This is a genomic window from Pseudomonas sp. FP1154, assembly GCF_030687245.1.
Lineage (GTDB): Bacteria > Pseudomonadota > Gammaproteobacteria > Pseudomonadales > Pseudomonadaceae > Aquipseudomonas > Aquipseudomonas rhizophila.
In genome coordinates, this window is sequence record NZ_CP117465.1 from 632,611 (window position 1) to 655,761 (window position 23,151).

16 protein-coding genes and 2 tRNA genes are annotated in these 23,151 nt (G+C 60.5%); 16 read left to right on the forward strand and 2 right to left on the reverse strand.

The annotated features are described in order from the left end of the window. Positions 1–3: 3 nt before the first annotated feature. Positions 4–1,296: an adenylosuccinate synthase gene (locus PSH91_RS02795; protein WP_003186407.1), complete on the forward strand. Its 1,293-nt coding sequence runs from the start codon at positions 4–6 to the stop codon at positions 1,294–1,296. Positions 1,297–1,446: 150 nt separating this feature from the next. After that, on the forward strand, positions 1,447–3,381 hold the full coding sequence (locus PSH91_RS02800) for a methyl-accepting chemotaxis protein (RefSeq protein WP_305467223.1): 1,935 nt from the start codon (positions 1,447–1,449) through the stop codon (positions 3,379–3,381). A gap of 224 nt (positions 3,382–3,605) precedes the next feature. On the opposite strand, the gene PSH91_RS02805 is transcribed toward PSH91_RS02800, so the two are convergent. Together PSH91_RS02805 and PSH91_RS02810 are read right to left on the reverse strand one after the other, a co-directional pair. Continuing rightward, positions 3,606–3,692, reverse strand: a tRNA-Leu gene (locus PSH91_RS02805). Between the two features lie 175 nt (positions 3,693–3,867). Beyond that, positions 3,868–3,954: transfer RNA gene (locus PSH91_RS02810), tRNA-Leu, on the reverse strand. Positions 3,955–4,180: 226 nt separating this feature from the next. Between PSH91_RS02810 and rnr the strand changes: the two genes are divergently transcribed. The 14 genes from rnr to PSH91_RS02880 all read left to right on the forward strand — a co-directional run bounded on the left by rnr (position 4,181) and on the right by PSH91_RS02880 (position 23,062). Next, positions 4,181–6,799 (forward strand): ribonuclease R, encoded by a 2,619-nt coding sequence (gene rnr, locus PSH91_RS02815; RefSeq protein WP_047227316.1) that lies wholly within the window; start codon positions 4,181–4,183, stop codon positions 6,797–6,799. Then, positions 6,796–7,563, forward strand: coding sequence for a 23S rRNA (guanosine(2251)-2'-O)-methyltransferase RlmB (gene rlmB / locus PSH91_RS02820; protein WP_047227317.1), 768 nt, complete (start codon positions 6,796–6,798; stop codon positions 7,561–7,563). The genes rnr and rlmB overlap by 4 nt, the downstream gene beginning before the upstream one ends. Positions 7,564–7,865: 302 nt before the next feature. Then, positions 7,866–8,294, forward strand: coding sequence for a 30S ribosomal protein S6 (gene rpsF / locus PSH91_RS02825; protein ID WP_003186395.1), 429 nt, complete (start codon positions 7,866–7,868; stop codon positions 8,292–8,294). A gap of 28 nt (positions 8,295–8,322) precedes the next feature. Next, the gene (rpsR, locus tag PSH91_RS02830) at positions 8,323–8,553 is read left to right on the forward strand and encodes a 30S ribosomal protein S18 (protein WP_002551829.1); all 231 of its coding nucleotides are present in this window, start codon (positions 8,323–8,325) and stop codon (positions 8,551–8,553) included. Positions 8,554–8,589: 36 nt separating this feature from the next. Then, positions 8,590–9,483 carry a hypothetical protein gene (locus tag PSH91_RS02835; RefSeq protein ID WP_047227318.1) on the forward strand — a complete coding sequence of 298 codons (894 nt, stop codon included), beginning with the start codon at positions 8,590–8,592 and terminating at the stop codon, positions 9,481–9,483. 18 nt (positions 9,484–9,501) lie between these two features. Further along, positions 9,502–9,948, forward strand: coding sequence for a 50S ribosomal protein L9 (gene rplI, locus PSH91_RS02840; protein ID WP_047227319.1), 447 nt, complete (start codon positions 9,502–9,504; stop codon positions 9,946–9,948). A 136-nt stretch (positions 9,949–10,084) separates the two neighbouring features. Then, complete coding sequence (dnaB, locus tag PSH91_RS02845; RefSeq protein ID WP_027911801.1) at positions 10,085–11,482, forward strand: replicative DNA helicase; 1,398 nt, start codon at positions 10,085–10,087, stop codon at positions 11,480–11,482. 251 nt (positions 11,483–11,733) lie between these two features. Continuing rightward, a complete protein-coding gene (locus PSH91_RS02850) occupies positions 11,734–14,034 on the forward strand; it encodes a YgiQ family radical SAM protein (RefSeq protein ID WP_047227320.1) in 2,301 nt (766 codons plus the stop codon). 256 nt (positions 14,035–14,290) lie between these two features. Continuing rightward, a complete protein-coding gene (locus PSH91_RS02855; protein ID WP_047227321.1) occupies positions 14,291–15,208 on the forward strand; it encodes a hypothetical protein in 918 nt (305 codons plus the stop codon). Further along, a complete protein-coding gene (locus PSH91_RS02860) occupies positions 15,208–15,669 on the forward strand; it encodes a hypothetical protein (RefSeq protein WP_047227322.1) in 462 nt (153 codons plus the stop codon). The genes PSH91_RS02855 and PSH91_RS02860 overlap by 1 nt, the downstream gene beginning before the upstream one ends. After that, on the forward strand, positions 15,670–16,206 hold the full coding sequence (locus tag PSH91_RS02865; protein WP_305467227.1) for a hypothetical protein: 537 nt from the start codon (positions 15,670–15,672) through the stop codon (positions 16,204–16,206). 99 nt (positions 16,207–16,305) lie between these two features. Continuing rightward, complete coding sequence (locus PSH91_RS02870; protein WP_047227324.1) at positions 16,306–19,581, forward strand: DUF2126 domain-containing protein; 3,276 nt, start codon at positions 16,306–16,308, stop codon at positions 19,579–19,581. A 101-nt stretch (positions 19,582–19,682) separates the two neighbouring features. Next, the gene (locus tag PSH91_RS02875; protein ID WP_305467228.1) at positions 19,683–22,169 is read left to right on the forward strand and encodes a circularly permuted type 2 ATP-grasp protein; all 2,487 of its coding nucleotides are present in this window, start codon (positions 19,683–19,685) and stop codon (positions 22,167–22,169) included. Then, complete coding sequence (locus tag PSH91_RS02880; protein ID WP_047227326.1) at positions 22,169–23,062, forward strand: transglutaminase family protein; 894 nt, start codon at positions 22,169–22,171, stop codon at positions 23,060–23,062. Before PSH91_RS02875 ends, PSH91_RS02880 begins: the two co-directional genes overlap by 1 nt. Positions 23,063–23,151: the final 89 nt, after the last annotated feature.

Genomic DNA, 23,151 nt, shown 5'->3' on the forward strand with positions numbered 1-23,151 from the left:
GTTATGGGTAAGAATGTCGTAGTCCTGGGCACCCAGTGGGGTGATGAGGGCAAAGGCAAGATCGTTGATCTGCTGACCGAACATGCTGCCGCCGTAGTGCGCTACCAGGGTGGCCACAACGCAGGTCACACCTTGGTGATCGACGGTGAGAAAACCGTACTGCACCTGATTCCGTCGGGCGTGTTGCGCGAAGGCGTGCAGTGCCTGATCGGCAACGGGGTGGTGGTTGCCCCTGACGCCTTGTTGCGGGAAATCATCAAGCTGGAAGAGAAAGGCGTACCGGTGCGCGAGCGCCTGCGTATCAGCCCGTCCTGCCCGCTGATCCTGTCCTATCACGTTGCGTTGGACCAGGCCCGCGAAAAGGCCCGTGGCGAGCTGAAGATCGGCACCACCGGTCGCGGCATCGGCCCGGCCTACGAAGACAAGGTGGCCCGTCGTGGCCTGCGCATCGGTGACCTGTTTCACCGTGAGCGCTTCGCCGCCAAGCTGGGCGAGTTGCTGGACTACCACAACTTCGTTCTGGTCAATTACTACAAAGAGCCGGCCATCGACTTCCAGAAGACCCTGGATGAGTGCATGGAGTACGCCGAGCTGCTCAAGCCGATGATGCTCGACGTCACTGCCGAGCTGCACGAGCTGCGTCGCGCGGGCAAGGACATCATGTTCGAAGGCGCCCAAGGGTCGCTGCTGGACATCGACCACGGTACCTATCCGTACGTCACCAGTTCCAACACCACTGCCGGCGGCATCGCCACGGGTTCGGGTTTCGGCCCGATGTATCTGGATTACATCCTGGGCATCACCAAGGCATACACCACTCGCGTCGGTTCGGGTCCGTTCCCGACCGAGCTGTTCGATGATGTTGGTGCGTTCCTGGCCAAGCGCGGCCATGAGTTCGGCGCCACCACTGGCCGTGCCCGTCGTTGCGGCTGGTTCGATGCCGTCATCCTGCGTCGCGCCATCGACGTCAACAGTATCTCGGGCCTGTGCCTGACCAAGCTGGACGTACTGGACGGCCTGGAAACCATCAACATCTGCGTGGGCTACAAGAATCAGGACGGCGCGGTCATCGACGCACCGACTGACGCTGACAGCTACATCGGTCTGGAGCCGGTATACGAGCAGATGCCAGGCTGGACTGAGTCGACCGTGGGTGCCAAGACCCTGGAAGAGCTGCCAGTAGCGGCTCGCAATTACATCAAGCGCGTCGAAGAGTTGGTCGGTGCACCGATCGACATTATTTCGACGGGGCCGGACCGCAACGAAACCATCGTTCTGCGTCACCCGTTTGCCTGATAAGTCGTTGATGTAAAACACAAAGGACCCTCGCTTGGGTCCTTTGTCGTTTCTGCCTGCCGGACGGCACGACACTTGCTATACACCATGAATAATAAGTGCTTCTTGTGAAGTGCCATCAAATTAATGGCGTTAGTAGAGGGATTCCCTGTGTCGGCCGTTCTCTCATTGTTACAAAGCCGCCTGTTGCGGCCTGTGTTCGTTACTCTTGGTGTCGCCCTTTTGGTGCAGGTGTTGGTCGCTGTCGCGCTGACGCGAAGCACGGTTACTGCGCTGGAGGCTGATCTGGAGGCGCGGCTCGGCGGCGACAGCCAGAAGTTGTCTGGCGAGCTGGAGCAGGCCGGGCGTGAAGTGACGTCGAGCCTGGACAGCTTGTCTGCCAGCACTCGTCAGCGCCTCACCGCCGGTTTATCTGCGCGGCTGAAGGATGAGCAGGCACAGTTGCGGGCGACGCTGGAAAAATCGCTCAAGGACTCTGCCAATGATATGGCGCAACTCCTGGCTTCGGTTGCGCCCCGCGCCATGTGGGACAGCGACGTGCCGGCCCTCTCTGAGTTTGCCCGCCGGGCCCAGCGCAATCCCAACGTACTCTTCGTCATTTATGACGACGCCACCGGCCAGCACCTGACTCGCTACCTGAATCGGGAGAACCCGATCAACAAGGCTTTGTTGGAGAAAGGCCAGGGCGACCGGGCGCTGGACAAGGTGTTGGACGCGGCGAAGAACGACCCTTCGGTGTATTACCTTGAGGCCTCGATCAACCCCAACGGCGTAGAGATCGGCAAGGTGTTGATGGGCGTTTCCACGGCCTCCGTTGAAGCTGACCTGGAGGCGTTGGACCAGCGCTTCTCGGCCTTGATCGCCAGTGGTGACCAGTTGGTGGGTGATAGCCTCAAGGGGGCGGCAGCCGACAGCGCCACGGCAATGCGCGGGCGCCTGGAGTCGGCTCAGTCCACCGCGACGCAAATGCAGGCCAGCACCGCCACCACCGTGCAGGACGCTGCGGGCACTTTGCGCTGGCGGATCGGCCTGGGTCTGGCGTTGGTGGGGTTTGGCGTGCTGGTGCTGCTGGCGGTGGTGTTGGGGCGGCGAGTGGTCAATCGTTTGAAGCTGTTGATTGCCGCGATGAACGATCTGGCGGCGGGTGAGGGCGACCTGACCAAGCGCGTGCAAATCAGCAGCAAGGACGAAATCGGCGAGATGGCCTCGGCGGTCAATCGTTTTGTGGATAAGTTGCAGCCCATCGTGCGAGAGGCGGGTGATGTGGCCCAGCGCACCGGTGTGGAAATCGGTGCAATGACCTTGCGTAACTCCGGTGCCGATGCGGCGGCCGGAATGCAGCGTGATGAAGTGGCCGAGAGCTTGCGGGCGCTGTCGCAGATGGCCGACGAAGCGCAATCGGAAAGCCAGGCGATGCAGGCTGCCTTGCAGCAGGTGGTGGAGATTCGCAAGGCTACCGACGAAAACACCCGAACCTCGGCCAAGGTCGGTGGTTTGATCGAAGCGCTGGCAGGGCAGGTCGATACGGGGGCAAAAGTCATCGAGCGGCTGGCGCAACAGAGTGAGCAGATCGAAGTGGTGCTCACGGTCATTCACGGCATTGCCGAACAAACCAATCTGCTGGCCTTGAACGCGGCCATCGAAGCGGCGCGGGCTGGGGAAACCGGGCGTGGGTTCGCAGTGGTGGCCGACGAGGTGCGGGCGCTGGCAAGCAAGACCCAGAGTTCGACCGGCGACATCCAGGCGCATATCGTCGCGCTGCAGCAGGGCGCTCGCGAGGCGGTGGCTGCCATCGGCCAGGCCGGGCGTCAGGCCAGCGAGGGGTTGTTGGTGTTGCGTGACAGCGCGCGCTTGCAGCAGTCGGTACAGACCTCTGTAGAGCAGGTGCATGCGGCCATCGGTCTGGCCACGCAAGCGGCGGCTCACCAGGCGCAAGGTGCGCAAGCGGTGCGTGGGCGGGTGGAAACCATTCACGCCCAGGCCGAGAAAGCGGCTCAGGCTGTGGTCGAGACCACGGCCAGTGGCAAGGTATTGGATAGTCTGGCGGCGCAGTTGAAGGCGAGCCTGGGGCAGTTCCGGGCTTGATGGGCTGGCCTCATCGCGAGCAGGCTCGCTCCCACATTGATCCACTGTGAACAGAGTATCTGTGAGCGCTGGAGATCCCGTGTGGGAGCGAGCCTGCTCGCGATAGCGGTTTCAGTGGCTCAGAGGCATCTTGTCGTGAGCGAATAAATCGCCAACCCCAGAAACGCAAAAACCCGCTTTCGCGGGTTTTTGTGAGTTCAAGGCCGTAACCTTGAAGCTTGAATTGGTGCCCAGAAGAAGACTCGAACTTCCACGACCTTGCGGTCACCAGCACCTGAAGCTGGCGTGTCTACCAATTTCACCATCTGGGCAGCATCTTCAGCGTTGCCGCTGTCGATGTGGCGCACTATACGGAGCGAGTTTTGATCTGTAAACCCCTGTTTTTGTTTTAGTAATTACCAGTCGGATTCCAGGGGCCGAAAATGCAAAAACCCGCTTTCGCGGGTTTTTGGGGAGCTGGCAGATCATTGATCTGTCGCTCGAAATTGGTGCCCAGAAGAAGACTCGAACTTCCACGACCTTGCGGTCACCAGCACCTGAAGCTGGCGTGTCTACCAATTTCACCATCTGGGCAGTATCGGCAACGCGTGTGCGTCGTCGATGGCGCGCACTATACGGAGCGTGTTTTTAACTGTAAACCCCTCACGAGAAAAAAACCGCTAAATTTCACGAGCGGTGCATTTCCGGGCTTCAAGAGGGGTCAAAAGGCTTCAGAAAAAGGCATTGGATGCTTGAAATTTCCCGTTTCATTACGCCTATGCCAAACTAACCCGCATATAGACAAGGTGAAAACTCTCTAATGGCCGATTGGCAGTCCCTCGATCCCGAGGCCGCTCGTGAAGCGGAAAAATACGAAAACCCTATTCCTAGCCGCGAACTGATCCTGGCGCATCTCGCCGATCGGGGGTCGCCTGCTAGCCGCGAGCAACTGGTCGAAGAGTTCGGTCTGACCACCGAAGACCAGCTCGAAGCCCTGCGCCGCCGTCTGCGCGCCATGGAGCGCGATGCGCAGTTGATCTACACCCGGCGCGGCACCTATGCGCCCGTGGACAAGCTTGACCTGATCCTGGGCCGCATCGCCGGTCACCGTGACGGTTTCGGCTTCCTGATCCCGGACGACGGCAGCGACGACCTGTTCATGAGCCCGGCGCAGATGCGTCTGGTGTTCGACGGTGACCGGGCTTTGGCCCGGGTTTCCGGCCTGGACCGCCGCGGCCGCCGTGAAGGCGTGATCGTCGAAGTGGTGTCCCGTGCCCACGAAAGCATCGTCGGCCGTTACTTTGAAGAAGGTGGCATCGGCTTTGTCGTCGCCGACAACCCGAAGATCCAGCAGGAAGTGCTGGTCACCCCGGGCCGCAATGCCAACGCCAAGGTCGGTCAGTTCGTCGAGGTGAAAATCACCCACTGGCCAACCCCGCGCTTCCAGCCCCAGGGCGATGTGGTGGAAGTGGTCGGCAACTACATGGCGCCGGGCATGGAAATCGATGTCGCCCTGCGTACTTATGACATCCCGCACGTATGGCCTGAAGCGGTCCTGAAAGAAGCCGCCAAGCTCAAGCCGGAAGTCGAAGAGAAAGACAAAGAGAAGCGCATCGACCTGCGTCACCTGCCATTCGTCACCATCGATGGCGAAGACGCCCGGGACTTCGACGACGCGGTCTACTGCGAAGCCAAGCCTGGCAAGCTGCGCCTGTTCTCCGGCGGCTGGAAGCTGTACGTGGCGATTGCCGATGTTTCCAGCTACGTGAAACTCGGCTCGGCGTTGGACGCCGAAGCCCAGGTGCGCGGCAACTCGGTGTATTTCCCCGAGCGCGTCGTACCGATGCTCCCAGAGCAACTGTCCAACGGCTTGTGCTCGCTCAATCCTCACGTCGATCGCCTGGCCATGGTTTGCGAGATGACCATCTCCAAATCCGGCGAGATGACCGACTACTGCTTCTACGAGGCGGTGATCCATTCCCACGCCCGTCTGACCTACAACAAGGTCAGCGCGATGCTGGAAACCCCGAAACTTGCCGAATCGCGCAAGCTTCGTGGCGAATACACCGATGTCGTGCCGCATCTCAAAGAGCTGTACTCGCTCTACAAAGTGCTGCTGGCGGCCCGTCACGTGCGTGGCGCGATCGATTTCGAAACTCAGGAAACCCGGATCATCTTCGGCTCCGAGCGCAAGATCGCCGAGATTCGTCCGACGGTGCGCAACGATGCCCACAAGCTGATCGAGGAATGCATGCTGGCCGCCAACGTCGCCACTGCTGAGTTCCTGAAGAAGCACGAGATTCCTGCGCTGTACCGGGTCCACGATGGCCCGCCGCCGGAGCGCCTGGAAAAACTGCGGGCCTTCCTCGGTGAGCTCGGCCTGTCCTTGCACAAAGGCAAGGACGGTCCGTCGCCCAAGGATTACCAGGCCCTGCTGGCCAGTATCAAGGATCGTCCGGATTTCCACCTGATCCAGACCGTGATGCTGCGCTCGTTGAGCCAGGCGGTATACAGCGCCGATAACCAGGGCCACTTCGGCCTGAATTACGAAGCTTATACCCACTTTACGTCGCCGATCCGTCGTTACCCTGACTTGCTCACGCATCGGGCGATCCGCAGCGTGATCCACTCGAAGATGGACACCCCGCACGTCAAACGTGCCGGTGCGATGACCATTCCCAAGGCGCGCATCTACCCCTACGACGAGGCGGCCCTGGAACAACTCGGCGAGCAGTGCTCAATGAGCGAGCGCCGTGCCGATGAAGCGACTCGTGACGTAGTGAACTGGCTCAAGTGCGAGTTCATGAAGGATCGCGTGGGTGAGTCGTTCCCGGGCGTGATCACTGCCGTGACCGGTTTTGGCCTGTTCGTCGAGCTGACCGACATCTACGTCGAAGGCCTGGTGCACGTCACCGCGCTGCCGGGCGATTACTACCACTTCGACCCCGTGCATCACCGCTTGGCGGGTGAGCGCACCGGCCGCAGCTTCCGTCTTGGCGATACGGTCGAAGTGCGGGTCATGCGCGTTGATCTCGACGAGCGCAAGATCGACTTCGAGATGGCGGAAAAAACCATCAGCGCGCCGATTGGCCGCAAGAAGCGCGGCACTGAAACTTCTGCGCCTGCGGCCAAGACCGCCGCCGAGCCTGCTGCGGCCAAGTCCGGGCGTCGCGGCCCGGCCAAGGAAAAGGCCGTCGAAGCCTATCGCCCAAGCGATGCGGCGGCAAAAAACGCCGAGCTGCGCAAAAGTCGTGAGATGAAACAGGCGTTGCTCGCCGAAGCCAAGAGCGGCGGTAAAGCGGCGTCTGGGGGAAAGACCGGACGGTCGGCGCCGGACAAGGCGACCGGCAAGCCGAGCAAACACCGTAAAGGCCCGCCGAAAGCGGGCTCGGCCCCAGCCAAGAGCGGCGGGGCGCGTAAACCCAAGGCCAAGTCATGAGTCAGTTGGAAAAAATCTACGGTGTGCATGCCGTGGAAGCATTGCTGCGTCACCATCCCAAGCGGGTCAAGCAGATCTGGCTGGCGGAAGGCCGCAGTGATCCGCGGGTCCAGACCCTGATCGAGCTGGCTGGCGAGAATCGCGTAGCGGTCGGCCAGGCTGAACGGCGGGAAATGGACGCCTGGGTTGAAGGTGTGCACCAGGGGGTGGTGGCTGAGGTCAGCCCGAGCCAGGTCTGGGGCGAGGCGATGCTCGACGAGTTGCTCGATCGCACCGAAGGCGCGCCATTGTTGCTGGTACTGGATGGCGTGACCGATCCTCACAACCTTGGCGCTTGCCTGCGCTCGGCCGATGCGGCGGGTGCATTGGCGGTGATCGTACCTAAAGACAAGTCGGCGACGTTGACGCCGGTGGTGCGTAAAGTCGCCTGTGGCGCGGCGGAAGTTATCCCGTTGGTGGCCGTGACCAATCTGGCGCGTACCCTGGAGAAACTCCAGCAGCGTGGCCTGTGGGTGGTCGGCACGGCGGGCGAGGCCGAGGTCAGCATTTATGACCAGGACCTGACGGGCCCGACGATCCTGATCATGGGGGCCGAAGGCAAGGGCATGCGGCGCCTGACCCGCGAGCATTGCGACTACCTGGTCAAGCTGCCGATGGCCGGCAGTGTCAGCAGCCTCAACGTTTCGGTCGCGACCGGCGTGTGTCTGTTCGAGGCTCAGCGCCAGCGTAGCGTCAAGGCTGCTGCGGCCGCCAAGAAGTCCTGATCCAGTTGTATTCCTTTGGGAGCGAGCCTGCTCGCGATAGCGGAGTGCCGTTCAACGCAAATGTTGAATGGAGCGCCCTCATCGCGAGCAGGCTCGCTCCCACATTGGTTTGTGTGGGTAAGGATTGGTGGTTGTTCAAATAATCACCAATCACCTTGCGCCGCCCTCGGCCCTTCTCTACAATTGCGCCCCTTGCTGTGATGGCAGGCACTTATGTGTCTAGCGTCCACAAGTCCATAAGTGTCATTCACTCCTTGTCTGACCGTTTTTGAGCGGCAGGCTACAACCCGTAAGGAGCATTCATGCGTCATTACGAAATCATCTTTTTGGTCCACCCGGATCAAAGCGAGCAAGTCGGCGGCATGGTTGAGCGTTACACCAAGCTGATCGAAGAAGACGGCGGCAAAATCCACCGTCTGGAAGATTGGGGCCGTCGTCAACTGGCCTATGCAATCAACAATGTTCACAAGGCTCACTACGTGATGCTGAACGTTGAATGCACCGGCAAGGCCCTGGCCGAGCTGGAAGACAACTTCCGCTACAACGATGCAGTGATCCGTAACCTGGTCATCCGTCGCGAAGAAGCCGTCACCGGCCAATCCGAGATGCTCAAGGCTGAAGAAAACCGCAGTGAGCGCCGTGAGCGTCGCGACCGTCCTGAGCACTCTGACAGCGCCGATGGCGATGACAGCGATAGCGACAGCGACAACAGCGATAACGCTGACGAGTAATCCACGGACCTTTTAAGGAGCCAATCACATGGCACGTTTCTTCCGTCGTCGTAAATTCTGCCGCTTCACCGCTGAAGACGTGAAAGAGATCGATTACAAAGATCTCAACACTCTGAAAGCCTACGTATCCGAGACCGGCAAAATCGTTCCAAGCCGTATCACCGGTACCAAAGCTCGTTATCAGCGTCAGCTGGCCACCGCTATCAAGCGCGCCCGCTTCCTGGCCCTGCTGGCCTACACCGACAGCCACGGCCGCTGAGACCGGGCAGTCGACACGTAGCAAAGGATTGAATGCATGCGCGCCTTAGCTGAGTTCATCATGCGCGGTCGTATGCAGGCCACTCTGGTAGTGGCTGGATGCGCGGCATTGCCGTTGTTGTATTGGTTGGGTGCTGCCGCGGTGAGTCTTGTACTCCTGCGGCGCGGATTGAAGGACGCCCTTGGCGTTCTTGCTCTGGGACTGCTGCCGGCTTTGCTCTGGTGGTTGTATTCCGCTGACCCGCGGGCACTGATGGTGCTGCTGGGGTCTTCGGCGCTGGCGTTGGTGTTGCGCGCAAGCGAATCCTGGAACCGCGTGCTGCTGGTCAGCATAGCGATGGGAGTGGTGTTTTCAGTGGTGCTCGGGGTGGCTTTCGCGCCCCAGATCGAGATGCTGTCGCAGGCTTTGATAAAAATCCTGCCCGAGGCCCTCGGTGATCTCTACCAGCAGATGTCGGTAGAGGAGCAAGCGCGTTTCGCGTCCCTGATCGCACCGGTCCTGACCGGCCTGATTGCGGCCTTGTTACAAATCGTCAGTGTGCTGAGCCTGATTATCGGGCGCTACTGGCAGGCGTTGTTGTACAACCCGGGTGGTTTTGGTCGCGAATTTCGCGCCATCCGTTTCCCGCTTGGGCTGGCGATGTTGCTGCTGGCGGGCATGCTTCTGGGGCCGAACTTCGGTCCGCAGATGGCCATGCTCACGCCGTTGTGCAGTGTACCGCTGGTATTTGCCGCTCTGGCCCTGATTCACGGGCTGGTGGCGCAAAAGCGACTGGCCAGGTTCTGGCTGGTGGGGTTGTACGTCACGTTGTTGCTGTTCATGCAGCTGATCTATCCGTTGCTGGTGGTCCTGGCCATCGTCGACAGCCTGATTGATTTTCGCGGTCGTATGGCGCCGAAAGACGCCGACAACGCGAACGGTGAAGGTTAAAAGTTAGAGGATTTTCACATGCAACTGATCCTTCTGGAAAAAGTCACCAACCTGGGCAACCTGGGTGACAAAGTAAACGTTAAGGCCGGTTACGGTCGTAACTACCTGCTGCCTTACGGCAAAGCCACCGCTGCGACCGCTGCCAACCTGGCCGCGTTCGAAGAGCGTCGCGCTGAGCTGGAAAAAGCCGCAGCAGACCGTAAGACCTCGGCTGAAAGCCGTGCTGCCCAACTGGCCGAGCTGGAAGTGACCATCACTGCCACCGCTGGCGACGAAGGCAAGCTGTTCGGTTCGATCGGTACTCACGACATCGCTGACGCACTGACCGCCTCTGGCGTTGAAGTGTCGAAGAGCGAAGTTCGTCTGCCGAACGGCACCATCCGCAACGTAGGCGAATTCGACGTAGCCGTGCACCTGCACGCCGAAGTTGAAGCCACCGTACGCGTTGTCGTGGTAGCAGCTTAAGCAATACCTGTCGGCTGGCACCCTCGGGTACTAGTCGGTAACATCGGGCACGATCCTGTTTACAGGTCGTGCCCTTTGTCTTTCTGCAATTGCTGATTTTCAAAACCCCCTGCGTTTCCAAAAGAATCAAGTGGCCATGAACGAAATCACCGCTCCCGAGCAATACGATCTGCAAACCGCAGCCCTGAAGGTGCCTCCGCACTCCATCGAGGCCGAACAGGCCGTGCTCGGTGGTCTGATGCTGGACAACAACGCCTGGGAACGCGTGCTCGATCAAGTATCCGACGGCGATTTCTACCGACATGACCACCGCCTGATTTTCCGTGCCATCGCAAGATTGGCCGATCAGAACATGCCGATCGACGTGGTGACCCTGGCCGAGCAATTGGACAAGGAAGGCCAGACGTCTCAGGTTGGCGGCCTCGGTTACCTGGGTGAGTTGGCAAAAAACACGCCGTCTGTCGCCAACATCAAGGCCTATGCCCAGATCGTGCGCGAACGGGCGACCTTGCGCCAATTGATCGGTATCAGCACCGAAATCGCGGACAGCGCCTTCAACCCGGAAGGCCGAACCGCTGCCGAGATCCTCGATGAAGCGGAACGGCAAATCTTCCAGATCGCCGAGGCCCGGCCAAAAACCGGTGGCCCGGTGAGCGTCAACGATCTGCTGACCAAGGCCATCGACCGCATCGACACCCTGTTCAACACCGACAACGCCATCACCGGCCTGTCCACCGGCTACACCGACCTCGATGAGAAGACCAGCGGCCTGCAGCCATCGGACCTGATCATCGTCGCCGGCCGTCCGTCCATGGGTAAAACCACCTTTGCGATGAACCTGGTGGAAAACGCCGTGCTGCGCAGCGACAAGGCCGTACTGGTGTACTCCCTGGAGATGCCAGGTGAATCGCTGATCATGCGTATGCTCTCGTCCCTGGGACGTATCGACCAGACCAAGGTCCGTTCCGGCCAACTGGAAGATGACGACTGGCCGCGCCTGACTTCGGCGGTCAACCTGCTCAACGACCGCAAGCTGTTCATCGACGATACTGCCGGTATCAGCCCTTCGGAAATGCGCGCCCGGACCCGTCGCCTGGTGCGTGAGCACGGTGATATCGCGCTGATCATGATCGACTACCTGCAGTTGATGCAGATTCCGGGCTCCAGTGGCGACAACCGGACCAACGAGATTTCCGAAATCTCCCGTTCCCTCAAGGCCCTGGCCAAGGAATTCAACTGCCCGGTGGTGGCGCTCTCTCAGTTGAACCGTTCCCTGGAACAGCGCCCCAACAAACGCCCGGTGAACTCCGACTTGCGTGAATCCGGAGCGATCGAGCAGGACGCCGACGTGATCATGTTCGTCTACCGTGACGAGGTGTACCACCCGGAGACGGAGCACAAGGGCATCGCCGAAATCATCATCGGCAAGCAGCGTAACGGCCCGATCGGCTTCATTCGCCTGGCCTTTATCGGTAAATACACCCGATTCGAGAACCTGGCGCCGGGTAGCTACAATTTTGATGATGACGAGTAACCTGTTTGGCTCCTGTGGGAGCGAGCCCCTTCTCCAGAAGGTTGCACTTCCCCTGTGGGAGCGAGCTTGCTCGCGATAGCGGTGTAACCGTCAGCACATGCATTGAATGTGCTGGCCCTTTCGCGAGCAAGCTCGCTCCCACATTTGATGTGCGGTGCGCCACCGATTTCCGACCATAGCCGTCGGAATTGGTTAATTTTTGTGCTATATTCCGCGCCCGCGATTTTTCATCTTTCATACCGGTCATCGACATGCAAGCAGCCAAGCCGTTATTTGACTATCCCAAGTACTGGGCCGAATGTTTCGGCCCCGCGCCGTTCCTGCCCATGAGCAGGGAGGAGATGGATCAGCTCGGCTGGGATTCGTGCGACATCATCATCGTGACCGGTGATGCCTACGTCGATCACCCGTCGTTCGGCATGGCGATCATCGGTCGGCTGCTGGAAGCCCAGGGCTTTCGCGTCGGGATCATTGCCCAGCCAAACTGGCAGTCCAAAGACGACTTCATGAAGCTCGGCGAGCCGAACCTGTTTTTTGGCGTCGCGGCCGGCAACATGGACTCGATGATCAACCGCTACACCGCCGACAAGAAAATCCGTTCCGACGACGCCTACACCCCGGGTGGCATGGCGGGCAAGCGGCCGGACCGTGCGAGCCTGGTCTACAGCCAGCGCTGCAAGGAAGCCTACAAGCATGTGCCGATCGTGCTCGGCGGTATCGAAGCCTCCCTGCGCCGCATCGCCCATTACGATTACTGGCAGGACCGGGTGCGCAACTCGATCCTGATCGACGCCTGCGCCGACATCCTGCTCTACGGCAACGCCGAGCGGGCGATTGTCGAAGTCGCCCAGCGCCTGTCCTATGGCCACAAGATTGAAGACATCACCGATGTCCGTGGCACCGCGTTCATCCGCCGCGACACCCCGCAAGGCTGGTACGAGGTCGATTCCACCCGCATCGACCGCCCGGGCAAGATCGACAAGATCATCAACCCGTATGTGAACACCCAGGACACCGCTGCCTGCGCCATCGAGCAAGAGAAAGGTCCGGTTGAAGACCCGAGCGAAGCCAAGGTCGTGCAGATTCTGGCGAGCCCGCGCATGACTCGCGACAAGACCGTGATTCGTCTGCCGTCGGTGGAAAAGGTTCGTGGCGATGCGGTGCTCTACGCTCACGCCAACCGCGTGCTGCACCTGGAAACCAACCCGGGCAACGCCCGTGCTCTGGTGCAGAAGCATGGTGAAGTCGATGTCTGGTTCAACCCACCACCCATTCCGATGACCACTGAGGAAATGGACTACGTGTTTGGCATGCCTTACGCGCGTGTTCCGCACCCGGCGTACGGCAAGGAAAAGATCCCGGCCTACGAGATGATCCGTTTCTCGGTGAACATCATGCGTGGCTGCTTTGGCGGCTGCACCTTCTGCTCGATCACCGAGCACGAAGGCCGGATCATCCAGAACCGCTCTGAAGAATCGATCATTCGCGAGATCGAAGAGATCCGCGACAAGGTCCCGGGCTTCACCGGCGTCATTTCCGACCTCGGCGGCCCGACCGCGAACATGTACCGCATTGCCTGCAAGAGCCCGGAAATCGAATCCGCGTGCCGCAAGCCATCCTGTGTGTTCCCCGGTATCTGCCCGAACCTCAATACCGACCATTCTTCGCTCATCCAGCTGTACCGCAGCGCCCGGGCATTGCCTGGGGTGAAGAAGATCCTGATTGCCTCCGGCCTGCGTTACGATCTGGCGGTCGAGTCGCCGGAATACGTCAAGGAACTGGTGACCCACCACGTGGGTGGCTACCTGAAGATCGCCCCGGAACATACCGAGGAAGGTCCGCTCAACCAGATGATGAAACCGGGCATCGGCAGCTATGACAAATTCAAGCGGATGTTCGAGAAGTACACCAAGGAAGCCGGCAAAGAGCAGTACCTGATTCCGTACTTCATCGCCGCCCACCCGGGCACCACCGACGAAGACATGATGAACCTGGCGCTGTGGCTCAAGGGCAACGGTTTCCGCGCTGACCAGGTGCAGGCGTTCTATCCGTCGCCGATGGCCACCGCCACGGCCATGTACCATTCGGGCAAGAACCCGCTCCGCAAGGTCACCTACAAGAGCGACGCGGTGACCATCGTCAAGAGCGAGGAGCAGCGCCGCCTGCACAAGGCCTTCTTGCGTTATCACGACCCCAAGGGCTGGCCGATGCTGCGCGAAGCGCTGACCCGCATGGGCCGCGCCGACCTGATCGGGCCGGGCAAGAATCAATTGATTCCGTTGCACCAGCCAGCCACCGACAGCTACCAGAGCGCCCGTCGCAAGAACTCGACGCCGGCTGGCAGCCACAAGGTAGGCAAGGAAACCACCAAGATCCTGACCCAGCACACCGGTCTGCCACCGCGCGCCAGCGACGGCGGCAACCCGTGGGACAAGCGCGAGCAGGCCAAGGCCGCGGCATTCGCCCGCAACCAGCAGGCCGCCAAGGAGCGCAAGGACGCCGCCAAGGGCAAAGGGCCGAAACCGGCGCGCAAGCCAGTCGTACCGCGCTGATCGCCAAGCCACATTGCAAACGCCAGCTTAAAAGCTGGCGTTTTGCTTTCTAGCGGCTGTGCTACTCGTTTGCTATCGTGGCGACCGCCAATGCCAGTCAGTTCCGTGCAATAAAGCCAAACACCGCTCTTGTGGCGAGGGAGCTTGCTCCCTCGCCACAGATGTCAGTGTTGGCCCTGGCAGAGCCCGGCTTGCCCGCAATCACGGCCACACAGGCAATAAAGTTCTCACCCTCGGATTTTCAAGGACGATTCATATGAGTACCCCTTTACCGGGTATCGGCATGGACTACAGCCCCTCCCAGTTCATGGCCCGCCAACGCATCGAAAGCCAGATCAACCTGCCGCGCCTGTTCGCGGCCATCGACGCCGATCCCAGTATCGTCGGCGCTGGCGTGGTGTACATCGATGCCGAATTCAACGTGGTGACCCTGCGCGAGTTCAAGCCGATTTGCAGTATCAAGCCCAAGCGGATCATCTTGCGCGAGGCGCAGAAGTACATTGCGCCGGCTCAGTTTGCTGATCAGGTAAAGAACAACCCGCGTGAGTCTCGTTTAGTGGGAGAGGCTGTCAATACGACGTTATCCTGCGCTGGCGCCATTCTGGGCTGGATTGTGGTTTTCAGTGGCACGATCGCAGTTCCATTTACAGCGGGTGCAAGCCTGGTTGTCACAGCCGTGGGGGCAACCGCCGCCGCTGCCAGTACTGCGCAGTGCGTGGTTGGGAGCATGCGTACCTACAACGAACTCAACGATCCAGCAGCTAATGATGATATGGACAGTGAGGACTGGTATCGCTACGCAATGCCAGTGTTGGATGCCGCATCATTGCTGGGAGCCGGGGCATCCACTTTAACAACGCTCAAACTCTTGCAAGCGAGGAAGGTCTCGACTGGCAGGAGTTGGTACGAGCTTTCCAAAGGTTTGACTCGTCAGCAAAGAAAGGCATTGACCAAAGAGTTGTTAACACTGAAGGACCCAAGCCTGACTAACAAACTATTAAAGCTTCGCCAGCGTTCGGGGACGCTTGCAAAGCGTTTCACGGCTACCCAGATCAATCACGCGACCGTGACCCAGATTCGCGACTCCCTGGGGGCAGCCATCGGCTTAACGGGCAGTAGCTTGTCTGGGAACCTGAAGACAATTGCCGTGGGGCTGTATGAGGAAGTTGAATAATGGACCGCAAGCATTCATTGAACGCTTTCCTCGCTCATTATTTTCCAACCTTCATCTGCGCTTTTTTTCTAGCCTGTTTCGCGGTTTCCGCTTCAATTTCATTAGTCTCTAGCACTTACTTTCGAGGCGATCCTGAACGGGCCAAGTATTCTTTTCTGGTTGCGCTGATCCTCTCTCTGCTCTTGGCGTTGAGCCATTTCGTCATGATCAGGGGGCGGTCATGGGGTGTTCGTGCCATCGTTGTGTTCTATCTGGCGTGTCTCTTCACGGTCCTCCCCACCTACGGCTACAAGCCGCATCCTTTTGCCTATGTGACGGGGTTGTTGTTCCCGTTGCTGGGGCTGCTATTGCTCAACAGTAAGCGCCATCGAGAGATGCGCCAGAAATTGTCGGAGTTGCGCGAGGAGCGTATGGCGATAAGGTCTGCCGTCCGTTTACAGAAGAAAAGGAAAGGACGCTAGATGGAAAACTATCCGACTTTCATCCATTTTATGAAGCGCTACTTTCCGACCTTCATCGCAACGATATTCGTGGCGAAAATATCGTGTTTACTGGCGCTCTTTGCTCTTCTCGACAGTTTTTTTGTGCGCGCTACGTTGTCGAGCCAAGCGAAAATTTCCGCTGTATGCATTGCTATTTGTACGTTGGTTCTGGTCCATAGCAACTTTATGGTCGTGCGCGGCAGAGCGGGTTGGGTCTGGGTGTTTGCCGGGCTTTTTGTGGTCTGTCTGTTGTTGTGTCTTGCCGACTATTGGTTATCGCCCGAATCGATTCGTTTATGCGGCGGGTCTGTTTTTTCCATTGCTCGGGCTGCTACTGCTCAACAGCAAACGTCACCGCGAAATGCGCAGCAAGCTGGTAGAAGTCCGCCGCCAACGCGAACTCTTCATCCAGGCCGCCAAAGCCTCCCGCTCACGGCGTTGAGTCGATTCGCTACCGCCGCTGCCACATTTATGTGCTTAGCTTTGCACCCGAATGCGAGCATCGCGCGCTTTTAGTGCTCTAGCCTTGAGTAGACGAAGAAAGTGTCCGGCTTGCCTGCATGGCATAAGTCTTGCGCCGCTTTCGATAACGCCCAGGCTCGCAGGAGGTACGTCGTGTCGATTCACGTCGCATTGCACCATGTCACGCATTACCGATACGACCGCGCTGTCGAGCTCGGTCCGCAGATCGTTCGCCTGCGCCCGGCGGCCCACAGCCGCACGCGGATTCTTTCTTATGCGCTGAAGGTCGCGCCTGACCAGCACTTCATCAACTGGCAGCAGGATCCCCAGGGCAATTACCTGGCACGGTTGGTGTTTCCCGAGAAAACCCGGGAGCTGCGCATTGAAGTCGATCTGCTGGCTGAAATGGCGGTGTTCAATCCGTTCGACTTTTTCCTGGAACCCTACGCGGAAAAAATCCCGTTCACCTATGCCGCCGATGAGCGCAAGGAGTTGGCGCCTTACCTTGAAACCCTGCCGTTGACGCCGAGATTCCAGGCCTATCTGGACGGCATCGACCGCACGCCGTTGCCGGCGGTGGATTTCCTGGTGGCGCTCAACCAGCGCCTGAGCGAAGACATCAACTACCTGATCCGTATGGAACCGGGCGTCCAGACCCCGGAGCACACCCTGGAGCATGCGTCCGGTTCCTGCCGCGACTCGGCCTGGTTGCTGGTGCAGTTGTTGCGCAACCTTGGCCTGGCCGCGCGGTTCGTTTCCGGTTACCTGATCCAGTTGACCGCCGACGTGAAAAGCCTCGACGGTCCGTCCGGTACCGAGGTGGATTTCACCGACTTGCATGCCTGGTGCGAGGTCTACCTGCCCGGTGCCGGCTGGATCGGCCTGGATGCGACGTCCGGGTTGTTCGCCGGTGAAGGGCATATTCCGTTGGCCTGTAGTCCCGATCCGTCCTCGGCGGCGCCCATCAGTGGCTTGGTGGAACCGTGCGAGTGCGAATTCAGCCACGAAATGTCCGTCGAGCGGATCTGGGAAGCGCCACGGGTCACCAAGCCCTACACCGAAGAGCAGTGGCTGGCGATTCAGGCGTTGGGCCGGAAAATTGATGCCGACCTGCTGGAAGGCGATGTGCGCCTGACCATGGGGGGCGAACCGACCTTCGTCTCGATTGATGACCCGGACGGCGCCGAATGGAACACCGCCGCGCTGGGGCCGGACAAACGTCGCCTCTCCGCCGAGCTGTTCCAGCGCATGCGCAAGCATTATGCGCCCCAGGGGCTTGTGCATTTTGGCCAGGGCAAGTGGTACCCCGGTGAGCAGTTGCCGCGCTGGTCGCTCAACTGCTATTGGCGGCGTGACGGAGTGCCGATCTGGCACAACAGTGCGTTGATCGCCGACGAGCAGCAGGACTACGGCGCCGACGGCGAAATGGCCGGGCGCTTTCTGACAAGCGTTGCCGAGCGTTTGAAAATTCCTGCGCGATTCGTGTTCCCAGCCTACGAGGACAATTTCTATTACCTCTGGCGCGAAGGTGCATTGCCATCGAACGTCACGGCCCAGGACCCCCGCCTGGAAGATGCTTTGGAGCGGGAACGGTTGCGCAAGGTCTTCAGTCAGGGCCTGGATAAAGTGATCGGGCAGGTCCTGCCGCTGGCGCGTACCGCCAAGGGCGATCAATGGCAAAGCGGTCGATGGTACCTGCGCGATAGTCACTGCCGGTTGGTACCGGGGGATTCGCCCTTGGGCTACCGCCTGCCATTGGCTTCCCAGCCCTGGGTGACAGCGGCCGAATACCCCTTCATTCATCCCACCGACCCGAACCAGGACCTGCCGGTGCTGCCCGATGCCGAACGCCTGGCCCGTCATGGTGAGCCGGCAACCGAGCAGGATCGTGCCCCGCAGATTGACGAATCCGCCGACTGGCTGACCCGCACGGCGTTTTGTGCCGAGGCTCGCGAGGGGCGTTTGTACCTGTTCATGCCGCCCCTGGAGCGGGTCGAGGATTATCTGGAACTGGTCAGCGCCATCGAAGCGACAGCCGAGGAGCTGCATTGCCCGGTACTGTTGGAAGGCTACGAGCCACCGAGCGACCCGCGCCTGAGTAACTTTCGCATCACCCCCGATCCGGGTGTGATCGAGGTTAACGTGCAGCCGTCCGCGACCTGGGATGAACTGGTCGAGCGCACCGAGTTTCTTTACGAAGAGGCGCGACAGACCCGGCTGACCACCGAGAAATTCATGATCGACGGTCGGCACACCGGCACCGGTGGTGGCAACCATTTCGTACTAGGGGGCGCAACCCCGGCCGACTCTCCCTTTCTACGGCGCCCTGACCTGCTGCGCAGTCTCATCAGCTACTGGCATAACCACCCGTCGTTGTCCTACCTGTTTTCCGGCTTGTTCATCGGCCCGACGTCCCAGGCGCCCCGGGTGGACGAAGCGCGCAACGATGCGTTGTATGAGCTGGAAATTGCCTTCGCACAAATGCCGCAACCTGGCGAAGAGTGCCCGCCCTGGCTGGTTGATCGGCTGTTGCGCAATCTGTTGATCGACGTGACCGGCAACACCCATCGTGCCGAATTTTGCATCGACAAGCTCTATTCGCCGGACGGCGCCACCGGGCGTCTCGGTCTATTGGAGCTGCGGGCTTTTGAAATGCCGCCCCACGCCCGTATGAGCCTGGCCCAGCAGCTATTGCTGCGGGCGCTGGTGGCGCGGTTCTGGCGTGAGCCCTACCTGCCTGCGAAGCTGGCGCGGTGGGGGACCGAACTGCATGACCGCTTCCTGTTGCCGCATTTTATCGAACAGGATTTTGCCGACGTCATCAATGAACTGAACGCCGCCGGTTACCCGCTGCGGGCCGAATGGTTCGCCGCGCACCTGGAGTTTCGTTTTCCCAAGGTGGGTGATTACGCGGTCAGCGGCATCGAACTGCAATTGCGCCAGGCCCTTGAACCCTGGCATGTACTGGGAGAAGAGGGGGCAGCGGGCGGCACCGTGCGGTATGTGGACTCTTCTCTTGAACGTTTGCAGGTCAAGCTTAGCGGCCTGGCGCCGCAACGGTATCTGCTGACCTGCAACGGTGTTCCGGTGCCGCTTCAAGCCACCGGCCGGGTCGGCGAATTTGTCGCCGGGGTGCGTTTTCGCGCTTGGCAACCGGCCAACTGCCTGCAGCCGACCATTGCGGTCCATGCGCCGTTGGTCTTCGATTTACTCGACACCTGGACGCAACGTTCGGTGGGGGGGTGCCAGTATCATGTGGCCCATCCGGGGGGACGTAATTACGACAGCCTGCCGGTCAATGCCAATGAGGCGGAGAGCCGGCGAATGGCGCGTTTTTTCCGTCTCGGACACACGCCTGGGAAACTTCCGATACCTCACCTGACAGTGGACGACGAGTTTCCCCTCACGCTCGATCTGCGACGTTTTTGAGAGCGCTCCCTAAGTCGTACACGACACCCGGATATTTCAACTATCCGGGTGTCATGCGCTTGCGCTAGTCTCACGTTTCATTGCTGTCTGCCGAGCTTTCCATGCCTGACCTGCTTGACCGTTACCCGCTGACGACGGGCACCTATCACGAATTGATGGACGACAGTGGCGCGGTGCGCGGGCACTGGCGCCGCCTGCTCGACCATTTGCAGCGCAGTACGCCGGCCCAACTGCTCCAGCGTCAGGCACTGTTGGCCCGGCAGATCCAGGAAAACGGTGTCACTTACAACGTCTATGCGGACCCGAAGGGCGCCGACCGGCCGTGGGAGCTGGACCTGCTGCCCCACGTGATCGATGCGCAGGAGTGGAAGCAACTGTCGGCGGGCATCGCCCAGCGTGCACGCTTGCTCAACGCAGTACTGGCCGACCTGTACGGGCCGCAACGGCTGATCAGTGAGGGGCTGCTGCCGGCGGAACTGGTGTTCGGGCACAACAATTTTCTCTGGCCGTGCCAGGGCATCACGCCGCCGGACGGCATTTTCCTGCACCTGTATGCCGTGGACCTGGCCCGTACGCCCGACGGTCGCTGGTGGGTCACGGCGGATCGAACCCAGGCGCCTTCGGGGGCCGGGTATGCGCTGGAAAATCGCATGATCGTCTCCCGCGCCTTTCCCGATTTGTATCGTGACCTGAAGGTCAAGCACCTGGCCGGTTTCTTCCGCACCTTGCAGCAGACCCTTGCGCGTCAGGCCCCCAGTGATGGCGAGTCGCCGCTGGTGGTGCTGTTGACGCCTGGACGGTTCAACGAAAGCTATTTCGAACACCTTTACCTGGCGCGCCAGCTGGGCTATCCGCTGGTGGAAGGGAGCGACCTGACCGTTCGCGACGCCACGGTGTACCTCAAGACCCTGAGCGGGCTACGACGGGTTCACGCCATCTTGCGCCGGCTCGACGATGATTTCTGCGACCCGTTGGAGCTGCGCACCGATTCGGCCTTGGGTGTACCGGGATTGTTGGAGGCGGTGCGCCAGGGCCGGGTTCTGGTGGCCAATGCCTTGGGCAGCGGCGTGCTGGAATCACCGGGCCTGTTGGGTTTTTTGCCAAAGATCAGCCAGTTTCTGTTCGGTGAGGAACTGATACTGCCGTCCATCGCCACCTGGTGGTGCGGTGAGCCGCCGGTGCTGGCCCAGGCCTTGGAAAAACTGCCGCACTTGCTGATCAAACCGGCGTTTCCTTCCCAAAGTTTCAGCCCGGTATTGGGGCGCGACCTGAACGAACAACAGCGTGCACTTCTGGCCGCGCGCATGCAGGCGCGTCCCTATGCCTATGTCGCCCAGGAGCTGGCGCAGCTGTCCCAGGCACCGGTCTGGCAGGCCGAAGACGGTCAGCTTCAGCCGCGGGCCATCGGCATGCGCGTGTATGCCGTTTCCGGGGAGGATGACTATCGGGTGCTGCCGGGCGGCCTGACCCGCGTGGCGGCCGAGGCCGACGCCGAAGTGGTGTCGATGCAGCGAGGCGGCGCCAGTAAGGACACTTGGGTCTTGGGAGAACAGCCGCCCAGTGGCGAACAATGGAAGGCCCAGCGAACCGTGGGCGTCCACGATCTGGTTCGGCGTGATCCCTATCTGCCGTCCCGCGTCGTGGAAAATCTGTTCTGGTTCGGTCGCTACTGCGAGCGCTGTGACGACAGTGCGCGGCTGCTGCGGATCATGCTGGCGCGCTATGTCGATGGCGACGACCCGCAAGCGCTGCAGTCGGCGGTATCCCTGGGGGAAAGCCTGATGCTGTTGCCGGAGGAGGGCGAGCTGCCCGAGCGACTGCTGGCGGCCTTGTTGGGGGACGATTGGTCGTTCAGCCTGCGTTCCAACCTGCAGCGATTGCAGTGGGCGGCCTCCCAGGTTCGCGGTAAGCTGTCCCGGGAGAACTGGCAGGCACTGGTGGAGCTGCAGCGCGAAGCCATGGAGCTGGAAACCGCGGAGCCGGATTTCGGTGAGTTGCTGGATTTTCTCAACCGTTTGGTGATGTCCCTGGCGGCGTTGTCCGGATTCGCGTTGGACGACATGACCCGCGACGAGGGCTGGCGTTTCCTGATGATCGGTCGTCGTCTGGAGCGCCTGCAATTTCTCAGCAGCAGCCTTGCGGCGTTCCTGCGAGGCGAGGCGGTGTTCGACCAGGCGGGGCTGGACTGGTTGCTGGAACTGGGCAACAGCAGCATCACCTATCGTTCGCGTTACCTGGCGGTGGCCCAGTTGATTCCGGTGCTCGACCTGCTGTTGCTGGACGAACAAAACCCTCACGCGGTGCTCTTCCAGTTGAAACTGGTGGCCCGTACCCTCAAGCGCTTGAACGATGACTTCGGCGCGCCCAGGGAAACCGCCTTGCCAGAGCTGGTCGCTCGCCTGTCATGCTTTGACCTGCGTTGCCTGGAGAGTCCGCTGTTCGGCGAGGCCAGCCTGCGCGCAGCCCTCGATGGCTTGGCCGATCTGTTGCAGGAAGTGGCCGACGTCAGCGGCCAGGTGTCCGATCGCCTGGCCTTGCGTCATTTCGCTCACGTCGATGACGTCAGCCAGCGTACGGTGTCCGTCTGATGAGCGCTCGTTACCAGATCTTCCACGACACCCACTACCATTACGACAGCCCGGTATCCCTGGCCCAGCAGCTTGCTCACCTGTGGCCGCGCCCCTGTGAGTGGCAGCGTTGCACCGAGCAGCAGTTGTTGATCAGCCCGGAGCCGACGACCCGCCGCGATGAGCTGGATGTGTTCGGCAACCCACTGACCCGCCTGGCGTTCGAACGGCCCCATGACGAGTTGCTGGTCAACGCGCGTCTGAGCGTGGAAGTGTTGGCGCGTCCTGTGCTGGACTTCAGTTTGTCCCCCGCCTGGGAGTCAACCCGTCATGCGTTGACCTACAGCGGCCGGCCAATGGCTGCTCCGTTGCTGGATGCGTGCCGCTATCGTTTCGAGTCACCCTATGTGCACCTCAAGCGCAGCTTTGTCGAGTTTTCCGAAAGCTGTTTCGCGCCGGGGCGCCCATTGATGCTCGGCGTGCGGGCGCTGATGGAGAAAATATTCGAGGAGTTCACCTTCGATGCCGAAGCCACCCAGGTGGCAACGCCGCTGGTGGAGGTGCTGGAACGGCGGCGGGGCGTTTGCCAGGACTTTGCTCACCTGATGCTGGCCTGCGTGCGCTCCCGCGGGTTGGCGGCGCGTTACGTCAGCGGCTACCTGTTGACTCAACCGCCGCCGGGTCAGCCACGGTTGATCGGTGCCGATGCCTCGCACGCCTGGATCTCGGTGTTTTGCCCGGTGCTGGGCTGGGTGGACTTCGACCCGACCAACAACGTTCAGCCGGCGCTGGAACACATCACATTGGCCTGGGGCCGGGATTTTTCCGATGTGTCGCCGTTGCGGGGAGTCATTCTGGGCGGCGGTGATCATGACCCCGAAGTGCGGGTGACGGTGATGCCGCTTGAATCGTAAACAGATCCCAGTGTGGGAACGGACTGGGCTGTGAGGGCCGGCAGCGAGGCTGCCGACCCTGGACACAGAACCGGGGGGCCGGATCAGAT

Coding starts and splice junctions, on each gene's coding strand:
- PSH91_RS02875 (WP_305467228.1), top strand. CDS start 19,683: ATGCCTGACCTGCTTGACCGTTACCCGCTGACGACGGGCACCTATCAC.
- rnr (WP_047227316.1), top strand. CDS start 4,181: ATGGCCGATTGGCAGTCCCTCGATCCCGAGGCCGCTCGTGAAGCGGAA.
- rlmB (WP_047227317.1), top strand. CDS start 6,796: ATGAGTCAGTTGGAAAAAATCTACGGTGTGCATGCCGTGGAAGCATTG.
- PSH91_RS02860 (WP_047227322.1), top strand. CDS start 15,208: ATGGACCGCAAGCATTCATTGAACGCTTTCCTCGCTCATTATTTTCCA.
- PSH91_RS02880 (WP_047227326.1), top strand. CDS start 22,169: ATGAGCGCTCGTTACCAGATCTTCCACGACACCCACTACCATTACGAC.
- PSH91_RS02855 (WP_047227321.1), top strand. CDS start 14,291: ATGAGTACCCCTTTACCGGGTATCGGCATGGACTACAGCCCCTCCCAG.
- PSH91_RS02850 (WP_047227320.1), top strand. CDS start 11,734: ATGCAAGCAGCCAAGCCGTTATTTGACTATCCCAAGTACTGGGCCGAA.
- dnaB (WP_027911801.1), top strand. CDS start 10,085: ATGAACGAAATCACCGCTCCCGAGCAATACGATCTGCAAACCGCAGCC.
- rplI (WP_047227319.1), top strand. CDS start 9,502: ATGCAACTGATCCTTCTGGAAAAAGTCACCAACCTGGGCAACCTGGGT.
- rpsF (WP_003186395.1), top strand. CDS start 7,866: ATGCGTCATTACGAAATCATCTTTTTGGTCCACCCGGATCAAAGCGAG.
- PSH91_RS02795 (WP_003186407.1), top strand. CDS start 4: ATGGGTAAGAATGTCGTAGTCCTGGGCACCCAGTGGGGTGATGAGGGC.
- PSH91_RS02865 (WP_305467227.1), top strand. CDS start 15,670: ATGGAAAACTATCCGACTTTCATCCATTTTATGAAGCGCTACTTTCCG.
- PSH91_RS02835 (WP_047227318.1), top strand. CDS start 8,590: ATGCGCGCCTTAGCTGAGTTCATCATGCGCGGTCGTATGCAGGCCACT.
- rpsR (WP_002551829.1), top strand. CDS start 8,323: ATGGCACGTTTCTTCCGTCGTCGTAAATTCTGCCGCTTCACCGCTGAA.